The sequence below is a fragment of the Mycobacterium sp. HM-7 genome, assembly GCF_053852335.1.
On record NZ_CM132657.1, the window covers coordinates 3,341,717 to 3,359,396 of the forward strand.

General features: G+C 68.0%; 19 protein-coding genes. 4 read left to right on the top strand and 15 right to left on the bottom strand.

Features of this window, described 5'->3' with window-relative positions:
• Nucleotides 1-2: 2 nt before the first annotated feature.
• From ACWW1C_RS16105 to ACWW1C_RS16135, 7 genes are read right to left on the bottom strand one after another with little or no spacing between them, the layout of a single operon-like run.
• Nucleotides 3-476 (bottom strand): arginine repressor, encoded by a 474-nt coding sequence (locus ACWW1C_RS16105; RefSeq protein ID WP_455979320.1) that lies wholly within the window; start codon nucleotides 474-476, stop codon nucleotides 3-5.
• Nucleotides 476-1,402, bottom strand: a complete 927-nt coding sequence (gene argF, locus ACWW1C_RS16110; protein ID WP_455979321.1) for an ornithine carbamoyltransferase — start codon at nucleotides 1,400-1,402, stop codon at nucleotides 476-478. The genes ACWW1C_RS16105 and argF overlap by 1 nt, the downstream gene beginning before the upstream one ends.
• A complete protein-coding gene (locus ACWW1C_RS16115; RefSeq protein WP_455979322.1) occupies nucleotides 1,399-2,586 on the bottom strand; it encodes an acetylornithine transaminase in 1,188 nt (395 codons plus the stop codon). The genes argF and ACWW1C_RS16115 overlap by 4 nt, the downstream gene beginning before the upstream one ends.
• Nucleotides 2,583-3,467: an acetylglutamate kinase gene (gene argB, locus ACWW1C_RS16120; protein ID WP_455979323.1), complete on the bottom strand. Its 885-nt coding sequence runs from the start codon at nucleotides 3,465-3,467 to the stop codon at nucleotides 2,583-2,585. Before argB ends, ACWW1C_RS16115 begins: the two co-directional genes overlap by 4 nt.
• A complete protein-coding gene (argJ, locus tag ACWW1C_RS16125) occupies nucleotides 3,464-4,669 on the bottom strand; it encodes a bifunctional glutamate N-acetyltransferase/amino-acid acetyltransferase ArgJ (RefSeq protein ID WP_455979324.1) in 1,206 nt (401 codons plus the stop codon). Before argJ ends, argB begins: the two co-directional genes overlap by 4 nt.
• A complete protein-coding gene (argC, locus tag ACWW1C_RS16130) occupies nucleotides 4,666-5,700 on the bottom strand; it encodes an N-acetyl-gamma-glutamyl-phosphate reductase (RefSeq protein ID WP_455979325.1) in 1,035 nt (344 codons plus the stop codon). The genes argJ and argC overlap by 4 nt, the downstream gene beginning before the upstream one ends.
• A gap of 48 nt (nucleotides 5,701-5,748) precedes the next feature.
• Nucleotides 5,749-6,615, bottom strand: coding sequence for a MerR family transcriptional regulator (locus tag ACWW1C_RS16135; RefSeq protein ID WP_455979326.1), 867 nt, complete (start codon nucleotides 6,613-6,615; stop codon nucleotides 5,749-5,751).
• A gap of 57 nt (nucleotides 6,616-6,672) precedes the next feature.
• Here ACWW1C_RS16135 and ACWW1C_RS16140 point away from each other — a divergent pair, with 57 nt between their 5' ends.
• The gene (locus ACWW1C_RS16140) at nucleotides 6,673-7,314 is read left to right on the top strand and encodes a maleylpyruvate isomerase family mycothiol-dependent enzyme (RefSeq protein WP_455979327.1); all 642 of its coding nucleotides are present in this window, start codon (nucleotides 6,673-6,675) and stop codon (nucleotides 7,312-7,314) included.
• Here the strand turns inward: ACWW1C_RS16140 and pheT are convergent.
• The 4 genes from pheT to ACWW1C_RS16160 are packed head-to-tail and all read right to left on the bottom strand — an operon-like array spanning nucleotide 7,302 to nucleotide 12,478.
• Nucleotides 7,302-9,800, bottom strand: a complete 2,499-nt coding sequence (gene pheT / locus ACWW1C_RS16145) for a phenylalanine--tRNA ligase subunit beta (protein WP_455979328.1) — start codon at nucleotides 9,798-9,800, stop codon at nucleotides 7,302-7,304. The genes ACWW1C_RS16140 and pheT overlap by 13 nt on opposite strands.
• Nucleotides 9,800-10,843: a phenylalanine--tRNA ligase subunit alpha gene (gene pheS, locus ACWW1C_RS16150; protein WP_455979329.1), complete on the bottom strand. Its 1,044-nt coding sequence runs from the start codon at nucleotides 10,841-10,843 to the stop codon at nucleotides 9,800-9,802. The genes pheT and pheS overlap by 1 nt, the downstream gene beginning before the upstream one ends.
• On the bottom strand, nucleotides 10,810-11,565 hold the full coding sequence (locus ACWW1C_RS16155; RefSeq protein WP_455979330.1) for a rhomboid-like protein: 756 nt from the start codon (nucleotides 11,563-11,565) through the stop codon (nucleotides 10,810-10,812). The genes pheS and ACWW1C_RS16155 overlap by 34 nt, the downstream gene beginning before the upstream one ends.
• 10 nt (nucleotides 11,566-11,575) lie before the next feature.
• Nucleotides 11,576-12,478 carry an adenylate/guanylate cyclase domain-containing protein gene (locus ACWW1C_RS16160; protein WP_455979331.1) on the bottom strand — a complete coding sequence of 301 codons (903 nt, stop codon included), beginning with the start codon at nucleotides 12,476-12,478 and terminating at the stop codon, nucleotides 11,576-11,578.
• Nucleotides 12,479-12,681: 203 nt separating this feature from the next.
• Here ACWW1C_RS16160 and ACWW1C_RS16165 point away from each other — a divergent pair, with 203 nt between their 5' ends.
• Both ACWW1C_RS16165 and ACWW1C_RS16170 read left to right on the top strand, forming a co-directional pair.
• The gene (locus tag ACWW1C_RS16165; protein WP_455979332.1) at nucleotides 12,682-13,710 is read left to right on the top strand and encodes an oxygenase MpaB family protein; all 1,029 of its coding nucleotides are present in this window, start codon (nucleotides 12,682-12,684) and stop codon (nucleotides 13,708-13,710) included.
• Between the two features lie 4 nt (nucleotides 13,711-13,714).
• Nucleotides 13,715-14,965 (top strand): acyl-CoA dehydrogenase family protein, encoded by a 1,251-nt coding sequence (locus ACWW1C_RS16170; RefSeq protein ID WP_455979333.1) that lies wholly within the window; start codon nucleotides 13,715-13,717, stop codon nucleotides 14,963-14,965.
• Between the two features lies 1 nt (nucleotide 14,966).
• Here ACWW1C_RS16170 and ACWW1C_RS16175 read toward each other — a convergent pair whose 3' ends face one another.
• The 4 genes from ACWW1C_RS16175 to infC all read right to left on the bottom strand — a co-directional run bounded on the left by ACWW1C_RS16175 (nucleotide 14,967) and on the right by infC (nucleotide 17,045).
• Nucleotides 14,967-15,707 carry a TrmH family RNA methyltransferase gene (locus ACWW1C_RS16175; protein WP_455979334.1) on the bottom strand — a complete coding sequence of 247 codons (741 nt, stop codon included), beginning with the start codon at nucleotides 15,705-15,707 and terminating at the stop codon, nucleotides 14,967-14,969.
• Nucleotides 15,708-15,748: 41 nt separating this feature from the next.
• Complete coding sequence (gene rplT, locus ACWW1C_RS16180) at nucleotides 15,749-16,138, bottom strand: 50S ribosomal protein L20 (RefSeq protein WP_029121325.1); 390 nt, start codon at nucleotides 16,136-16,138, stop codon at nucleotides 15,749-15,751.
• A 42-nt stretch (nucleotides 16,139-16,180) separates the two neighbouring features.
• The gene (rpmI, locus tag ACWW1C_RS16185) at nucleotides 16,181-16,375 is read right to left on the bottom strand and encodes a 50S ribosomal protein L35 (protein ID WP_020103309.1); all 195 of its coding nucleotides are present in this window, start codon (nucleotides 16,373-16,375) and stop codon (nucleotides 16,181-16,183) included.
• Between the two features lie 70 nt (nucleotides 16,376-16,445).
• Nucleotides 16,446-17,045 (bottom strand): translation initiation factor IF-3, encoded by a 600-nt coding sequence (gene infC / locus ACWW1C_RS16190; protein ID WP_455984307.1) that lies wholly within the window; start codon nucleotides 17,043-17,045, stop codon nucleotides 16,446-16,448.
• A 259-nt stretch (nucleotides 17,046-17,304) separates the two neighbouring features.
• Between infC and ACWW1C_RS16195 the strand changes: the two genes are divergently transcribed.
• Nucleotides 17,305-17,676, top strand: coding sequence for a DUF1844 domain-containing protein (locus ACWW1C_RS16195; RefSeq protein WP_455979335.1), 372 nt, complete (start codon nucleotides 17,305-17,307; stop codon nucleotides 17,674-17,676).
• Nucleotides 17,677-17,680: the final 4 nt, after the last annotated feature.

Sequence of the window (17,680 nt, forward strand, 5' to 3'; positions counted from 1 at the left end):
TGCTACAGGTTCTCGAAGGTGGCGGCGAGTTCGGCGCCGCTCATCGGTTCGCGGGCGACAACCAAAAGGGTGTCATCACCGGCGATCGTGCCCACAACATAAGGCAGAGCCGCCCGATCTATTGCACTGGCCAGGTACTGCGCCGCCCCAGGTGGCGTACGTAACACGGCCAGGTTGGCGCTGGCGTCGGTGGACACCAGCAGCTCGCCGAGCAGTCGGGACAACCGCTCGGTGCCGCCGGAGACACCTTTGACGGGGCTGCCATCCTCGGGGACGACGTACACGCCGGTGCCCCCGTCGGCGCCGCGCAGCTTGACCGCACCGAGTTCCTCCAGGTCACGCGACAGCGTGGCCTGGGTGACGTCGATGCCCTCCGCGGCCAGCAGGGCCGCGAGTTCGGTCTGGCTGCGCACCGGGTTCGACGACAGCAGTGCCACGATGCGCGACTGCCGTCCGGCCCGGGTCGGTGCGGTCATCAGGTGTTTTTCTCCAACAGCCACACCAGCATGGCCTTCTGGGCGTGCAGTCGGTTCTCGGCCTCGTCGAACACCGCGCTCTGCGGGCCGTCGATCACCTCGTCGGTGATCTCGTCCCCGCGGTGCGCCGGCAGGCAGTGCAGCACGACAGCGTCATCGTTGGCGCGGCCCAGCAGCGCGGCGTTGACCTGGAACGGACGGAACGGCCGCACGCGGTCCAGCCCGTCGTTCTCCTGACCCATCGAGGTCCAGGTGTCGGTGACGAGGACGTCGGCACCATCGGCGGCGGCCTGCGGGTCAGTCGTCACGGTGACGGTCGCGCCCGTCTCCGCCGCACGCTTCTTGGCGGCTTCGACGAATTGCGGGTCAGGTTCGAACCCCTTCGGCGCGGCGATGGTCACGTTGATACCGGCCGTGACGCCGCCGACCATCAGCGAGTGCGCCATGTTGTTCGCACCGTCGCCGAGGTAGGACATGTTGAGTCCGGCCAGCTTGCCCTTGCGCTCTGCGATGGTCTGCAGGTCGGCCAGCACCTGACAGGGGTGGAACTCGTCGGACAGGGCGTTGACGATCGGGACGGTCGCGCCGGACGCCATGGCCGTCAGGCGCTCCTGCGCGAACGTGCGCCAGACGATGCCGTCGACGTACCGGGACAGCACGGCGCCGGTGTCCTCGAGGGTCTCCTCGCGGCCCAGCTGCGTGCTGCGACCGTCGACGACGACGGCGTGCCCGCCGAGCTGGGCGATGCCCATCTCGAACGAGAACCGGGTGCGGGTGGAGTTCTTCTCGAAGATGACGGCGATGCCCCGCGGGCCCTCGAGCGGCCGCCGGCTGAACGGTGCCGTCTTGAGTTCGGCGGCCAGCGCCAACACTTCGGCCTGTTCCTCGGGGGTCAGGTCGTCGTCACGAAGGAAATGGCGGATCACTGGGACTCCCCTGCTGCGATGTCGAGAACTGTGGGTAATGCGGTCAGGAACGCGTCGATCTGCGTGTCGGTGATGACCAGCGGCGGCGCCAGCCGCACGACGTCGGCAGCCGCGGCGTTGACGAGGAAGCCCGCGTCGCGCGCGGCGTTTTCGACGGCCTTGGCCTGCGGCGCGGTCAGGACGACGCCGAGCAGCAGACCCCGGCCCCGGACGTGATCGACCAGCGGGTGGCCCAACTCCTCGATGCCGTGCGCCAGCGTCTTGCCGGCGGCGTCGGCCCGGTGCACGAGGTCATCGTCGGCCAGGGTCTTCACCACTGCGAGGCCCGCGGCGGTGCACACCGGGTTGCCGCCGAAGGTGCTGCCGTGCATACCCGGCTGCAGCAGGTCGGCAGCTTCGCCGATCGCGATGCAGGCGCCGATGGGCAGCCCGCCGCCGAGGCCCTTGGCCAGCGTGATGACGTCGGGCGTGATGCCGTCGTGCTGATAGGCGTAGAAGGCGCCGGTGCGGCCGATACCGGTCTGGACCTCGTCGAGTACCAGCAGCGCACCATGTTTCGTGGTGAGCTCGCGGGCCTTGGCCAGGTAACCGGCCGGCGGGGTGACGACGCCACCTTCGCCCATGATCGGTTCGAGGAACACCGCGGCGGTCTCGTCGGTCACAGCCGCCTCGAGAGCAGGGGCGTCGCCGTACGGGACGTGAGTGACGTCGCCGGGCAGCGGCAGGAACGGCTCCTGCTTACCGGGCTGGCCGGTCAGCGCCAGGGATCCCATGGTGCGCCCATGGAAAGCCCCTTGGGCCGCAACGATTTTGGTGCGGCCGGTGAGCCGGCTGATCTTGAACGCGGCTTCGTTGGCCTCGGCACCCGAGTTGCAGAAGAAGACCCGGGCCGGCGCACCGATCTGGGCCACCAGGGCTTCGGCCAGCGCGATACCCGGTTCGGTGGCATACAGATTCGAGGTGTGCCCCAGCGTGTTCAGCTGAGTGGTGACGGCCTCGATCACCGCGGGATGCCGATGGCCCAGCACGTTCACCGCGATACCGGCCAGGAAGTCGACGTAGCTCTTGCCGTCGGCGTCGGTGACCACGGCGCCGTCGCCGCTGACCAGAACGACGGGCGGCGTGCCGTAGTTGTTCGTCATCACTGCTTGCCAACGGGATTGCATTGCTTCCGTTTCCGTCATGTGGGGGTGACCACCTTGGTTCCGGTGCCCTCGTCGGTGAACAGCTCGACCAGGACGCAGTGTTCGACACGGCCGTCGATGACGTGTGCACTAGGGACACCGTTCTCCACGGCCCGCAGACAGGCTTCAATCTTGGGCACCATGCCGGATTCGAGCCTGGGCAGCAGCTGTGCCAATGCGGCCGTGTCGATTTCGGTGACCAGCGAGTTGCGGTCCGGCCAATCGGTGTACAGGCCTTCGACGTCGGTGAGCATCAGCAGCTTCTCGGCGCCGAGCGCCTCGGCCAGGGCGGCCGCCGCGGTGTCGGCGTTGATGTTGTGGACCACGCCGTCCGCGTCGGGACCGATGGTGGAGACGACCGGGATCCGGCCCGCGGCAATGAGATCCAGCAGCGCATCGGTGTTGACGTGCTCGACGTCGCCGACCAGACCGATATCGGTGGGCACTCCGTCGACCGTCACGCTGCGCCGCACCGCGGTGAACAGGTGCGCGTCCTCGCCGGTGATGCCCACCGCGTACGGGCCGTGGGCGTTGATCAGGCCGACCAGCTCGCGACCGACCTGGCCGAACAGCACCATCCGCGCGACCTCGAGCACCTCGGGCGTCGTGACCCGGAAGCCACCTTTGAAATCACCTTCGATACCAAGGCGTTTCAGCATCGCGCTGATCTGCGGTCCGCCACCGTGCACGACCACGGGCTGGATGCCGCAATTGCGCAGGAACGCCATGTCGGCGGCGAAGGCCGCCTTGAGGGTGTCGTCGGTCATGGCGTTGCCGCCGTACTTGACCACGACGATCTTGCCGTGCAGCTGTTTGAGCCACGGCAGGGCCTCGGCCAATACCGCCGCTTTCGTGTGGGTGGAGAGCCCGGCCGTCGTCATGAGCTGTAGGCCGAGTTCTCTTCGACGTAGGCGTGCGACAGGTCGGTGGTCCGGATGGTCGCCTCGTGCTCGCCGATCTTCAGATCGACGATGACGTCGATGTCCTTACCGGTCAGGTCGACGTCGCGGGCACCCGGTGCACCAGCGCCGTCGACGCACACCGCAGAACCGTTGAACGACACGCTGATTCGGTCGGCAACGAGTTCGATGGGCGCGATGCCGATGGCGGCGAGGACCCGGCCCCAGTTGGGGTCTGACCCGAACAGCGCGGTCTTGACGAGGCTGTCGCGCGCCAGGGCCCGGGCGCCCACGAGGGCGTCGTCTTCACTGGCCGCGCCCTTGACGGTGATCGCGATGCGCTTGGTGACGCCTTCGGCGTCGGCCTGCAGTTGTGCACACAGGTCGTCACAGACGGCGAAGACGGCTTCGTCCAATTCGCTTTGGCTGGGCCGGATTTCGCTGGCGCCGGACGACAGCAGCAGCACCGTGTCGTTGGTGGAGCAGCTACCGTCGATGTCGAGCCGGTCGAAGGTTCGCCCAGCGGCGTTCTTGAGCGCCAGGTTGAGTGCCTCGGCATCGGCGACGGCGTCGGTGGTGATGACCACCAGCATGGTCGCCAGCGACGGCGCCATCATGCCGGCACCCTTGGCCATGGCACCGACCGTCCACTTGCCCGGGTGGTGCAGCGCAACCTGTTTCGGCACGGTGTCGGTGGTCATGATGGCCCGTGCGGCCTCGTCCCCGCCCGACAGGCCGCCGGCCATCTCGTGCACGATCTCGGTGACGCCGGCGAGCACCTTGTCCATCGGGAGCCGGTCGCCGATCAGCCCGGTGGAGCACACCGCGACCTCGATGGCACCGGTCTCGGTACCCCAGTCACTCAGCGCGGCAGCCAATGCCTCGGCGGTCTGGTGGGTGTCCTGGAAACCCCCCGGACCGGTACACGCGTTGGCGCCACCCGAATTCAGGATCACCGTCCGCAACCGACCGGACTTGAGCACCTGCTCGCTCCACTGCACCGGAGCCGCCCGCACCTTGTTTCGGGTGAACACCCCGGCGGCCGACAGGTCGGGTCCCTCGTTGAACACCAGGGCCAGGTCCGGTTTCCCGGAAGCCTTGATACCGGCGGCGATTCCGGCTGCCCGGAAGCCTTCCGGCGCGGTGACGCCCTGGTTGCGATGCAGGGACGGAGTGTCGGTCACGGTGCTACTCCCACGGTGGATAGTCCTTCGGTTTCCGGCCAGCCGAGCGCGATGTTCATGGACTGTACTGCCGCGCCGCCGGTGCCCTTGGTCAGGTTGTCGATGGCGCACAGCGCGACGAGCGTCTTCGCATCCTCGTCGACCGCGACGGCGATCTGCGCGGCATTGCTGCCGATCACCGAACCGGTCTTGGGCAGCTGACCTTCCGGCAGCAAGTGGATGAACGGCTCACTGGCGTAGGCCTTTTCGTACGCCGCCCGGATTTCCTCGACGGACGCCGTGGTGCGCGCGGTGCAGGTCGCGAGGATGCCGCGCGATGTGGGGATCAGCACCGGGGTGAACGACACCGTCACGTCCTTGTCCGTGACGGCCCGCAGGCCCTGGGCGATCTCCGGGGTGTGCCGGTGTGCGCCGCCGACGTTGTAGGCCCGGGCGGATCCGATGACCTCGGCGGCCGAGAGGTCGACCTTCGCCGACTTGCCCGCGCCCGAGGTGCCGCTGACCGCCACGACGGTGACGTTCGGTTCGACAAGCCCGGCGGCGACGGCGGGCACCAGGGCCAGCAGGGCCGAGGTCGGGTAACAGCCCGGCACCGCAATACGTTTGCTGCCGACGAGCTTGTCCCGGCCGCCGGGCAGCTCGGGCAGACCGTAGGGCCAACTGCCGGCGTGCTCGGAGCCGTAGAACTTCTCCCAGGCGGCGGCGTCGGTGAGCCGGAAGTCGGCGCCGCAGTCGACGATCAGCGTGTCGGGGCCGAGTTGCTGCGCCAGCGCGGCGGAATGTCCGTGCGGGAGACCCAGGAACACGACGTCGTGCCCGGCGAGAACGTCGAGCTCGGTGGGCTGGAGCACCTGCTGCGCGATCGGCAGCAGGTGCGGATGGTGCTCGCCGACCGTGGTTCCGGCATTACCCGCGGCGGTCAGCGCACCGATGGTGAGGCGGCCGTCGGCGTAGGCCGGGTGGCCAAGCAGAAGCCGCAGAATCTCGCCGCCGGCATACCCACTGGCGCCGGCCACCGCCACAGAAGTCATGACACCGATTCTGCATGGTTATGCATCAACTTGCAAACCCATTAAGGGCTAGGCGGTCTGCCTGAGCGCCTCGTACAGCCACCGCTGCAGGCTGCCGACGTTGGTGGCCTCACCGGTGATCTCGGTGACCCGCTCCCAGTATGTCCGAACCCGCGGATCGTGGTCGGCACCGCCGTTGTCGATCAGCGCCTGCCGAAACTGCGGTGTATCTGCCTCACGACGCGACCTGGCATGCGCCTCGACGAACCTGTCGACAGCCGGCCCGGCAGCGGGTGGCCGGCCGGCGGATACCAACGGCAGCGCCAGATCGCATGCCTGCGCCACGCCGGTAACCAGTCCGCGACGATCGTTGATCCTCGACGGGTCGAAGCGCCACAACTGCCGGGCCATGACCAAGCCGAAGTCCGGTTGCCGGGCCAGCGCGACCAGCTCCGCGAAGGCGAGGGCACATGCCAAATTCGGCTGCGCCGGCGCCGGCGGCACGGTCATCGCTACGAAGCCGTCGAATGCCCCCGGCGGAGACGCGCCGTCGAACAGCTGCCGCCAGAACTCCACAAGTCGGTGCCGCGCGCCCGGACCGTCTTGGACCACCGATTGAACAGTGGCCAGGGCCGCCTGGCGGTCGACCAGCGCGGCGAGACGGACATCCACCGCTGCCTGCTCGACGCGGACAGCCTCGTCGATGGAGATCCGCGTGGCCTGGATGTCGCCGATCACCTCCAGACCGAGACCCAGGGCGCGCAATCGCCGGACCAACAACAGCGCGTCAACCGCACCGGCGGCGAACACGCGGTGTCCACCCGAGCTGCGGTCGAAGTCGAGCAGACCCTCGTCGCAGTAGAACCGGATTGTCCGCACCGGCACACCCGTCGCCTGAGACAACTCCCCGATGGTTGTGCGCCGCGTCACAGCCACTTGAACCTCCACCCGACTGGAGTTTCTAGCGTAGGCGTAGACCCGAAAGGAGCAACCGTGAACGCCGAAGACATCTGGCGGGCGGTCGACGCCGAAAAGGACAGCCTGCAGGGACTCCTGGCGCAGCTGAGCGAAGTGCAGTGGAGCCGGCCCAGCCTGTGCGACCGGTGGCAGGTCCGGGACGTGGTCGCACACATCGTCCTGTCCGCCCGCGCTACCCCGTCGCAGTTGGCACTCGGTTTGATCCGGGCCCGCGGCGATATCAACCGCATGGCCTGCGAAACCGCGACCCGCCACGCCGGTGGCCGCACTGACTTCCAGTTGCTGGACGAACTCCGCAGCACCGTCGGGTCACGGTTCACCCCGTTCGGCACCACGCCGGCCGACCGGCTGATGGATCTGCTGGTGCACGGGCAAGACATCGCGATTCCGCTCGGCATTCATCACGCGATGCCGCCCGCAGCGGCGCAACTGGCGATCGAACGAATCTGGACCGCCCGCTTCCCGTTTCGCGCGACCACCCGGCTGACCGGCCTGCGATTGCACGCGGTCGACACCGGATGGACGGCCGGCGACGGGCTCCCCATCGAAGCACCGGTTTCCGCATTGCTCCTGCTGGCTACCGGACGCGCCGTAGCCGCATTACCGCAGCTGCGAGGCGACGGTGTCGAGCTGGTGCGGGCCCGTCAGGCGCGCTGAACCGCGCCCAGCCGCTCAGTGGCCAGGGCCACCGCCGCGTCGCGGGAGGCACTGGCCTCGTCCTCGGTCAACGTCCGGTCCGGCGCCCGGAACCGCAGGGCCAGGGTCAGCGACTTGCGCCCCTCCCCGATCTGCGGGCCGGTGTACACGTCGAACAGCCGGGCGTCCTCGAGGAGACCGCCCGCACCTTCACGCACCACGTCGACAACCGCCGCGGCAGCGACCTCGTCGGCGACGATCAGGCTGACGTCCTGGAACACGGCCGGGTACGGCGACACCGACGGCACGATGGCGCGCTCGATAACCGGGATGGCGTCCAGGTTCACCTCGACGGCGCAGGTGCCCTTCGGCAGACCCGTGCGCTCGATGACCGCCGGGTGCAGCTGGCCGGCATAGCCGACCACCGTGTCACCGACGAGCACCTCGGCGCAGCGCCCCGGATGCCACGGGAGTTCCTGAGCGGCCCGCAGCGTCACCTCGACGCCGCACGCCCGGGCGATGATCTGCACGGTCTCCAAGGCGTCGGTGGCCTCGACCGCCCGGCCCGCACCCCACGGACCGGCCGGCTCACGCAGGCCGGTGAGGACCGCCGCGACATGCAGCGGCTGATACGGCAGGGCCTGGTCGATCTCGGCCAGCTCGGCATCGGTCGGGCGACGGTCCACCGGGATCGGCGCCAGGGCCTTGGTATTCGGCGTCGCCTGCACCACCTGCTCGATACCGAACAGCGCGACATCGGCCGCACCGCGGGACACATTGCGCACCAACGCCTCCAGCAGGCCGGGCAGCAGCGTGGTGGCCAGTGCGGGCCGGTCGGCTTCGAGCGGGTTGAGCACCGAGATGGTGGCCCGGCGTGGGTCGTCGGCCGGCAGGTCCCACGCGTCGAGCACGCCCGCAGGCAGGAACGGCGTCGGCAGCACCTCGACAAAGCCATTGAGCGCCAACGACTTACCGATGGCACGACGACGCTGCTGCGCGGCCGTCAGACCGCGGCCTGCGGGCGCCTGCGGGAGCACCGACGGGATGGCGTCGAGACCTTCGAGCCGCAGCACTTCCTCGACCAGATCGGCAGGCTGCTTCATGTCGGGTCGCCAACTCGGCGGCACGACAGTGGCCACAGTCCCGGACTCAGCACCGGACACGCTCACAACTGCGCCGATCTGCATGAGGCGACGGGCCGTGGTGCCGTCGGCATAGCTGACGCCGGCGATCCGGTCGGGCAGGTCCACGGCGATGGTCACCGGCGGCTGCGACCAGTCCGGGGCGGCGTGCTCGGCGCGCCAGTCAGTGAGCGTGGGTTCGACTGCGCCGCCGGCGATTTCGGCCAGCAGCGCGGCACAGCGGTCCAGCGCGGCCCGGGAAATCGCGGGGTCGACAGATCGCTCGTAGCGGCGGCTGGCCTCGCTGACCAGGTGCAGGCGACGCTGGGTGCGCGACACCGCGGCCGGGTCCCACACCGCGGCTTCCAGCAGCACGTCGGTGGTGGTGTCGCGGACCTCGGTGGTGCCGGCGCCCATGACGCCGCCGATAGCTGCGGTGGCTACGTCGTCGACGATCAGCACGTCGCCCGGATCCAGTTTGCGCTCGACATCATCGAGGGTGACGACCGTCTCCCCCGGGTTGGCGAACCGCACGTCGAAACCACCGGTGATCAGCTTGCGATCGTGGGCGTGCATCGGGTGGCCGAGCTCGAGCATCACGTAGTTGGTGACATCGACGGCCGGCGAAATGGCGCGGATACCGGATAGCAGGAGGCGCCGCTGCAGCCACCACGGCGACACCGCCGTCGGGTCGATGCCGACGACCGGACGCAGCCCGAAACGCTGCACGCCGGTGCCGGGCTGGACCGTCAGCGGCCAGGCCTCACCCTCGGCGGGCAGGGCCGGCACGTCGGCGGGGTCGACGAAATCCAGGTCGAAGGCGCACGCGATCTCGCGTGCCATGCCGCGGATCGAGAGGCAATAGCCGCGGTCCGGGGTGATGGCGAGGTCGAACACCACGTCGTCCAGGCCCAGCACCTCGGCGCCCGAGGCGCCCGGCTCCGCAGTGCCCGGCGGCAGCACGATGATGCCGGAATGGTCGGAGCCGAAGTTCAATTCGGCGGCCGAGCAGATCATGCCGTCGGACACCCGGCCGTAGGTCTTGCGCGTGGCGATCTTGAATTCGCCGGGTAGCACACAACCCGGCAGCGCCGCGACGACCAGGTCGCCGACGGCGAAGTTCCGTGCCCCGCAGACGATGTCGCGCGGCTGCGCTTCACCCACGTCGACCTTGCAGGCCCGGATGGGCTTCTTGAACTCGGTCAGTTCCTCGATCTCGACGACGCGGCCGACGGTCAGCGGACCCGTGACCGGCCCGGCGGCGATGACGTCCTCGACCTCGTGCCCGATGCGGATGAAGGCCTCTTCCAGTTCGGCCGGCGACACATCCCAACCGGGGGCTCCGACCTGGACAGCTTCACGCAGCCAGCTGTAGGGAATACGCATCAGGCACCAACCCCGAACGGCAGGGAGAAGCGCACGTCACCCTCCACCATGTCGCGCATGTCGGGAATTCCGTTGCGGAACTGCAGGGTTCGCTCCAATCCCATGCCGAAGGCAAATCCGGAGTACTCGTCTGGGTCGATGCCGCAGGCCCGCAACACATTCGGGTTGACCATGCCGCAGCCGCCCCACTCGACCCAGCCGGGGCCGCCCTTCTTGTCCGGGAACCAGACGTCGACCTCCGCCGACGGCTCGGTGAACGGGAAGAAGTGCGGACGGAACCGGGTACGGCCCTCGGGGCCGAACTGGGCGCGCGCCAGCGCATCCAGGGTGCCACGCAGGTTGGCCATGGTCAGGCCCTTGTCGACGGCCAGACCCTCGACCTGGTGGAACACCGGGGTGTGGGTGGCGTCCAGTTCGTCGGTGCGGAACGTGCGGCCGATCGAGACGATGTACACGGGCAGTTCGCGCTCCAGCAGGGCACGGATCTGCACCGGCGACGTGTGCGTGCGCAGCACCTGCCGCGAACCCTCGGGGGCGATGTGGAAGGTGTCCTGCTCACTGCGCGCCGGGTGGTCCGGCGGGAAGTTGAGCGCGTCGAAGTTGAACTGTTCGGTCTCGACCTCGGGGCCTTCGGCCAGCTCCCAGCCCATCGCCACGAAGGTGTCGGCGACGTTCTCGGCGAGGATCGTGATCGGGTGCCGGGCACCGATGGGCTGCCGGGTGGTCGGCAACGTCACGTCGATGCGCTCGGCCACCAGGGCGGCGGCGTCGCGCTCGGCACGCAACACCACGATGCGGTCGTCGTACGCCTGCTGCGCGGCAGCGCGGGCGACGTTGACGCGCTTGCCGGCGTCGGCCCGGTCCTCCTTGGCCAGCGTGCCCAGCGCCTGGCGAGCCAGCGCGATGGGCGCCTTGTCCCCCAAGTGCTCGGTCTTCGCGCGCGCCAGTGCGTCGAGGTCAGCGGCCTGGTCGAAGGCGAGACGGGCGGCATCGACCGCCGCGGTCAGTGCTACTTCGGATAGTTCTTCACCCTGCTCAGCCACCCGGAGATCATAGCGACGAGCACGGCGCCCACCGCACTCGCAGGGATCCCGACCGCCGCCAGCTCCGGCGTATGGACCAGTACGGCATACCCGAAACACACGCCGATCCCGAACGCCACAGCCTGTCCGCGCGGCCATCGCAACGGCGCCTCCAGTCGCGTCGAGAGCACCACACCCAGCGCCAGAGCGACCACATGACCGGCTTCGGTGAACTCGTCGCTCACTGCCAGAACCGCGACCGAACCGGCCAGCCACCAGCCGAGCCAGGCTGGTTTCAACCGTGGGGGCACCACGGCGGTCAGTGCTCCGACCACTGTCAACACCCCGTAGCTCACCCCGACGTCGGCAACCCGGCTGATCGACCACGGCAGCCACCCCAGCTCGACGGCGGCCACCAATCCGGCCGCGACGACGAGCGTCGTGCCGATATGGCCGACGAGGAACACCACCAGCAGTCGGCGGCTCTGCCAGAGCAATTCCGCGACCGCGAGCAGGCAGATCAGCCCGGGCAACCACAGGAAGAACCGGCCGTCGTCAGCGATGAGGGCGCTGGCCAGCAGCGTGCCGACCTGGCCTTCACCGAGGTTGTGCAGATTGGTACTCGCGTACCCGACCACCCGGTCATGCACCGCCGGGCCGAGCGCCGCCAAGGTCACCGTGATCACGACCAGCAGCGCGGCGTAGCCGACGGTGACCGGGACGCGGGGCAGGCGGTGCCGCACCGGGCCGACCCTAGGCTTCAGCGAGCTCCCCGTCGTCGGGTTCGGTGCCCGCGTCCTTGCGCTGCCGGATCCAGTACATCGACAAGTCCTCGGGCACCCCCGACGCCTTCGCGGCGAACAACTGCTTGCGCACCTTCTTGGGCGTCACGCCGAGGGCGTCCAGGTACTGCTGGTCGATCCGGTCAAGGGTGGCCTGCGAGATGATCAGCCCGCCCTTGGTGGCCCGCTCCATCACCCGCGCCGCGATGTTGACATCGACGCCGAGCAGGTCCGACCCGATGCGCTGCGGATGTCCGGTGTGGATGCCGGCACGCATCTTGGGGTGATAGCCGTCGATCTCGACTTCTTTGAGTGCATCGAGCGCCCGGATGACCGACCGCAGCGCGGTGACCGGATTGCTGAACACGGCCATGGACCCGTCACCCATGCGTTTGACGATGTGACCGCCCGATTCCAGCAACGGCGGCTCGAAGACCTGCGCCACGCGGCGCAGCAGCCGCAGCGTGGTCTCGTCTCCGACGCTCAGCGACCACTTGGAGAAGCCGACGAGGTCGGTGAAGACGATGGTCACCTCGGGGTTCGCCGGGCGTCCGGAGACCCTCTCGGTGAGGGCCTGCCACACCTGCAGCCCCGCCAGACTCACCTCGTGCGACGCCCCACCGCGTGGCAGCAACCGATCGGCGGCACGGGCCGCGGCGCTGGGCCCACCGACGCCGGCGACCGACAACGGGTCACCGAATTCCGGGTCCCCCGGTAGTGCGCGGCGGGCCCGTCGGATGAATCCGACGACAGCCGGACTGTGATTGGTGTTCTGCAACCACCCCAACGGTCCATTTGATCCTGGCGCAGCGTGTGAGGCTGGGCCGATCTCTCCGACACCGTCGGATCGTTCTTCGAACGATTCGACTTCCACGACGCCACCCTAGGTGGCGGCCCGCGGCACCGGCAACGATCCTGGCCGCGCGTCGGAGAACTGGCTGGTCACCGAGCTATACCGGCCAGGTGGACGCTCCGTAACAGTGCCGGCGACACCGGCCGCAAATCGTGGACAACATACGTTGTCACGATTATCGTGGCGACACAGAACCCTCGGTATCAACGTTGAGCGGGGACACCATGACTGCACGAACGAAGCCCGCCGCCGAACCATTGGGCCCGGATTCGCTGACCTGGAAGTACTTCGGCGACTTGCGCACCGGAATCCTCGGCGTGTGGATCGGCGCGATCCAGAACATGTACCCCGAACTCGGCGCCGGCGTGGAGGACCACTCGATCCTGCTTCGGGAGCCGCTGCAACGGGTCGCGCGCTCGGTGTACCCGATCATGGGCGTCGTCTACGACGGTGACCGCGCCGCCGACACCGGCGCCCAGATCCGCGGCTATCACGAGACCATCAAGGGCATCGATCACGATGGCCGCCGCTATCACGCGCTGAACCCCGAAACGTTCTACTGGGCGCACGCGACGTTCTTCATGCTGATCCTCAAGACCGCCGAGTACTTCTGCGGAGGTCTCACCGAAGCCGAGAAGCGCCAGTTGTTCGACGAGCACGTGCAGTGGTACGCGATGTACGGCATGAGCATGCGCCCGGTCCCGGAGACCTGGGAGGACTTCCAAACCTATTGGGAGCACAAGTGTTCTGAAGAGCTCGAGATCAACCGGGCCACGCTCGACATCTTCACCATCCGCATCCCCAAGCCGTGGTTCGTGCTGATGCCCACGCCGGTGTGGGACCAGATGTTCCGGCCACTGGTGGGGGCGCAGCGCTGGGTCGCGGCCGGGGTGTTCGAACCCGCCGTCCGGGAGCGGGCCGGCATGCGCTGGACCCCCAGCGACGAGGTGGTGCTGCGCCTACTGGGCAAAGCCGTCGAGCTGGCCTTCCTCGCCGTCCCCGATGAAATCCGTTTGCACCCAAGAGCATTGGCCGCCTACCGCCGAGCCGCCGGGCGGGTACCGACCGATGCGCCGCTGGTCGAGGCACCGGGATTCATGGCCCCGCCCAAAGATCGTTGGGGCCTGCCGATGCATTATGTGCCACGTCACAAATCATTGATGGAACGCGCTGGGTCACTGGTACACACCACGTTCTCGTTGGCCGGTCTGCGTCCCGCGCGCAACCGTTCAGTTTCCGGAGAGGCTGCCTGAATACATGCTTGACTGGTCCGACGTCGATATCGCCGTGCGCGATGCTGTTCGCGAATTCGTGGACAAGGAAATCCGCCCGCACCTCGACGAGCTCGAGGGCGGCGACATGGAGCCGTACCCGATCATCCGAAAGCTGTTCGCCACCTTCGGAATCGATGTGATGGCGCGGGAGTCGCTGGAGCGGCGGCTATCCCGCCTGCGGTCCGGGGAGGCCTCGGACGGCAAGCCACGGGCGTCCGGCGGGATGTTCGGCGGCGGACCCGACCAGGCCGGCATGGGCATGGTGTTGATCAGCGAATTGTGCCGCGTCAGTTCGGGTCTGGTCACCGGCGTCGGCGTCAGCCTGGGCCTGACGGTGCCCACCATCCAGAGCCGCGGCACCCTGGCCCAGCAAGAGCGCTGGCTACCGGGCCTGGTGACGTACGAGAAGGTCGGCGCCTGGGCCATCACCGAACCCGACTCGGGCTCAGACGCATTCGGCGGCATGAAGTCCTATGTGGTTCGTGCCGCAGATGGTTCGGGCGACTACATCCTCAACGGGCAGAAGACCTTCATCACCAACGGTCCCGACGCCGACGTCGTCGTCGTGTACGCCAAGCTCGACGAGGGTGACGGGGCCGACAAGCGCGACCGCAAGGTACTGACCTTCGTACTCGACCGCGGCATGGAGGGCTTCGTCCAGTCGAAGCCGTTCCGCAAGATGGGCATTCACTCGTCGCGCACCGGCGAGCTGTTCTTCAACAACGTCCGGCTCGGCCGCGACCGGCTGCTGGGCGAGACCGAAGAGAACAAAGCGGGCGATGGCCGCGACAGCGCCCGGTCGAGCTTCTCGGCCGAACGCGTCGGCGTCGTGTCCATGTCGCTGGGCATCATCGAGGAATGTCTGCGGCTGTGCGTCGACTACGCCAAGACCCGCACGTTGTGGGGCAAGGAGATCGGGCAGTTCCAGCTGATCCAGCTGAAGCTGGCCAGCATGGAAGTGGCGCGAATGAATGTGCGCAACATGCTGTTCCGCGTCATCGAGTCCGGCCAGGCCGGCCGCCAGATTCCGCTGGCGGAGGCGTCGGCGATGAAGTGGTACTGCTCGCAGGCCGCCACCGATGTCGCGATGGATGCCATCCAGTTGTTCGGCGGCAACGGTTATATGACCGAGTACCGCGTCGAGCAGCTGGCGCGTGACGCCAAGTCGCTGATGATCTACGCCGGCAGCAACGAAGTGCAGATCACCCACGTCGCCAAGGGGTTGCTGGCATAAATCAGGAGTGGGCGCGAGAGCTCTCATAGAGGCAGATCGATGCGGCGGCAGCCACATTGAGGCTCTCGGCGCTCCCCCGCATCGGGATGTGCACCCGCTGCGACGCCAGCGCCAGGACGTCGGCGGGCAGGCCGTGCGCCTCGGGTCCGAACAGCCACGCGGTGCGCGCTGACAGATCGGCGGACCGGATGTCGACGGATGCGTCCAGCGCGGTCGCGAGCACCTCGATGCCGCTGTCCCGCATCGCCGAAACCACCGCGGCCGCATCGGGATCCACCACGACCGGCAGGGAAAAGATGCTGCCTGCCGAGGATCGCAGGCACTTGCCGTTGTAGGGGTCCACACTGTGACCGGCGAACACCACGGCGTCGGCACCCATGGCGTCGGCGATACGGATCAGCGTGCCGGCATTGCCGGGCTCGGACATGCCGACCGGCACCGCCAACAGCCGTGGCTCTGCGGCCAGCACGTCCTCCAGCGTCACCGAAGGCAGCGCGCACACCGCGATGAGCCCAACCGGAGTGACGGTCTCCGACAACGCCTTGGCGGCCTTCTCGGTGATCACCGAAACCGGGGCACCAGTCAGCAGCGCGCCGAACCGTTCCAGGGCGCTGGAGGTCGCAAAGACCTCAGAAACAAGACCGCGCCGAAGCGCTGCCTCGACGAGGTTGGGTCCCTCGGCAAGGAAGCGCCCGGCGCGTTTGCGCCCGACGTGGCGCTGCAGCTTGGCTGCGGCAACCACCCGGGCAGATCGCTCGGTGAGCGCTGAGTCTGTAGTCAGACTCAGGCAGCCTCTCCGGACGGAGCGTTGACATCGGCAGGCAGAGCGGCCTTGGCCACCTCGACCAGCGCGGTGAACGCGGCCGGATCGCTGATGGCGATCTCCGACAGGTTCTTGCGGTCGACCTCGACACCGGCCAGCTTCAGACCCTGGATCAGGCGGTTGTAGGTGACGCCGTTCTCGCGGGCCGCCGCGTTGATACGCGTGATCCACAGCTTCCGGAAGTCACCCTTGCGGGCGCGACGGTCGCGGTAGGCGTAGGTCAACGAATGGAGCTGCTGCTCCTTGGCCTTGCGGTAGAGCCGCGAGCGCTGGCCGCGGTAACCCTTCGAGGCCTTCAGTACTGTGCGCCGCTTCTTCTGAGCGTTCAGTGCGCGCTTCACGCGTGCCATGAGGTGTTCCTATCCTTCGATGTTCTTAGGGAGCGGGCGGTACTAGCCGGCCAGCATCTTGGCGACACGCGCGGTGTCGTTGGCAGCAACCACGGCGCGACCGTCGAGACGACGGGTGCGCTTGGTGGCCTTGTGCTCCATCAAGTGGCGACGGTTGGCCTTCTGGCGCACGATCTTGCCGGTCCCGGTCTTGCGGAACCGCTTCGATGCGCCACTGTGGGTCTTGGCCTTGGGCATGTGTCCTCAGTTTCTTTCCATGCGCTTGCTCGCGACGGCTGGAGGCCGCTGCGGGCAAGCGCGACTGCTGTTACGCGGTTGCGTCAGATTCAGGTGCCTCGGGCGCCGGCCGGCCGGCCGGTGCGTCGGCATCATGCGCCGCCTTGGCGCGGGTCTTCGCGCCGCGGTGCGGTGCCAGCACCATCGTCATGTTGCGGCCGTCCTGCTTGGCGGACGTCTCGATGAAGCCGTATTCGGCGACGTCGGCGCCCAGCCGCTGCAGGAGTCGGTAGCCCAGTTCGGGCCGCGACTGCTCACGTCCGCGGAACATGATGGTCACCTTGACCTTCGACCCGGCCTCCAGGAAGCGGACCACGTGGCCCTTCTTGGTCTGGTAGTCGTGATCGTCGATCTTGGGTCGCAGCTTCTGTTCCTTGACGACGGTCTGCTGCTGGTTCTTGCGAGACTCGCGCTCCTTCAGAGCCGTCTCATACTTGAACTTGCCGTAGTCCATGATCTTGCAGACCGGCGGCTTGGCGCCTGGCGCAACTTCGACAAGGTCGAGATCGGCGTCCTGGGCGACGCGGAGGGCATCTTCGATGCGCACGATGCCTACCTGCTCGCCGTTCGGTCCGATCAACCGAACTTCAGGTACTCGAATGCGCTCGTTGACGCGTGTCTCAGTGCTGATGGGGCCTCCCGGGTTGTTCCATTACTTGTCCAGTAGAGGTCACACCCGGCTCAGCCATCTGTTCACACGAACAGAAAAGCCCTGCATATAGCAGGGCCCATTGCCGACCGATCACGGCTCACGCCGCCTGCGCACAACGCAGAACAGGCACAATGTGCCTGTGACCGGACCGCCAAGCCGTGAGGCCGACGGTGGGAGTGGGACTCCACTTGCTGTCCTGACGTAAGCCAGGACGGTCGCGCATGACACTCTAGCAGTCATGACCGACCCGAACATAATGCGCGACGCCGACACCGCAGCTGAGGAAGCCCAGGTACGGGAGCTGGCCGAGATCCCCGCCGTCGAGGTGATCACCCGCGCCGCCGTCATGCTGATGAGCGCCGCCGCAGAGAAGCTCGGGCTGGCCGACGCCGATCCGGACGAAAGCCCGCACCGCGACCTCGACGAGGCCCGCCGCCTGATCACCGCACTGGCCGGCCTGGTTCAGGCCTCGGCCGAGTACCTGGGACTGCACGCCGGCCCGGTCCGCGACGGCCTCAAGAGCCTGCAGCTGGCCTTCCGCGAGGCGAGTGTCGCGCCGGATGAGCCCGGTAAGGGTCCGGGCGAGAAGTACACCGGCCCCGTCTGGTAGTCCG

Coding starts and splice junctions, on each gene's coding strand:
- ACWW1C_RS16105 (WP_455979320.1), bottom strand. CDS start 476: ATGACCGCACCGACCCGGGCCGGACGGCAGTCGCGCATCGTGGCACTG.
- ACWW1C_RS16115 (WP_455979322.1), bottom strand. CDS start 2,586: ATGACGGAAACGGAAGCAATGCAATCCCGTTGGCAAGCAGTGATGACG.
- argB (WP_455979323.1), bottom strand. CDS start 3,467: ATGACGACGGCCGGGCTCTCCACCCACACGAAAGCGGCGGTATTGGCC.
- argC (WP_455979325.1), bottom strand. CDS start 5,700: ATGACTTCTGTGGCGGTGGCCGGCGCCAGTGGGTATGCCGGCGGCGAG.
- pheT (WP_455979328.1), bottom strand. CDS start 9,800: ATGCGTATTCCCTACAGCTGGCTGCGTGAAGCTGTCCAGGTCGGAGCC.
- ACWW1C_RS16165 (WP_455979332.1), top strand. CDS start 12,682: ATGACTGCACGAACGAAGCCCGCCGCCGAACCATTGGGCCCGGATTCG.
- ACWW1C_RS16170 (WP_455979333.1), top strand. CDS start 13,715: ATGCTTGACTGGTCCGACGTCGATATCGCCGTGCGCGATGCTGTTCGC.
- rplT (WP_029121325.1), bottom strand. CDS start 16,138: ATGGCACGCGTGAAGCGCGCACTGAACGCTCAGAAGAAGCGGCGCACA.
- rpmI (WP_020103309.1), bottom strand. CDS start 16,375: ATGCCCAAGGCCAAGACCCACAGTGGCGCATCGAAGCGGTTCCGCAAG.
- ACWW1C_RS16195 (WP_455979335.1), top strand. CDS start 17,305: ATGACCGACCCGAACATAATGCGCGACGCCGACACCGCAGCTGAGGAA.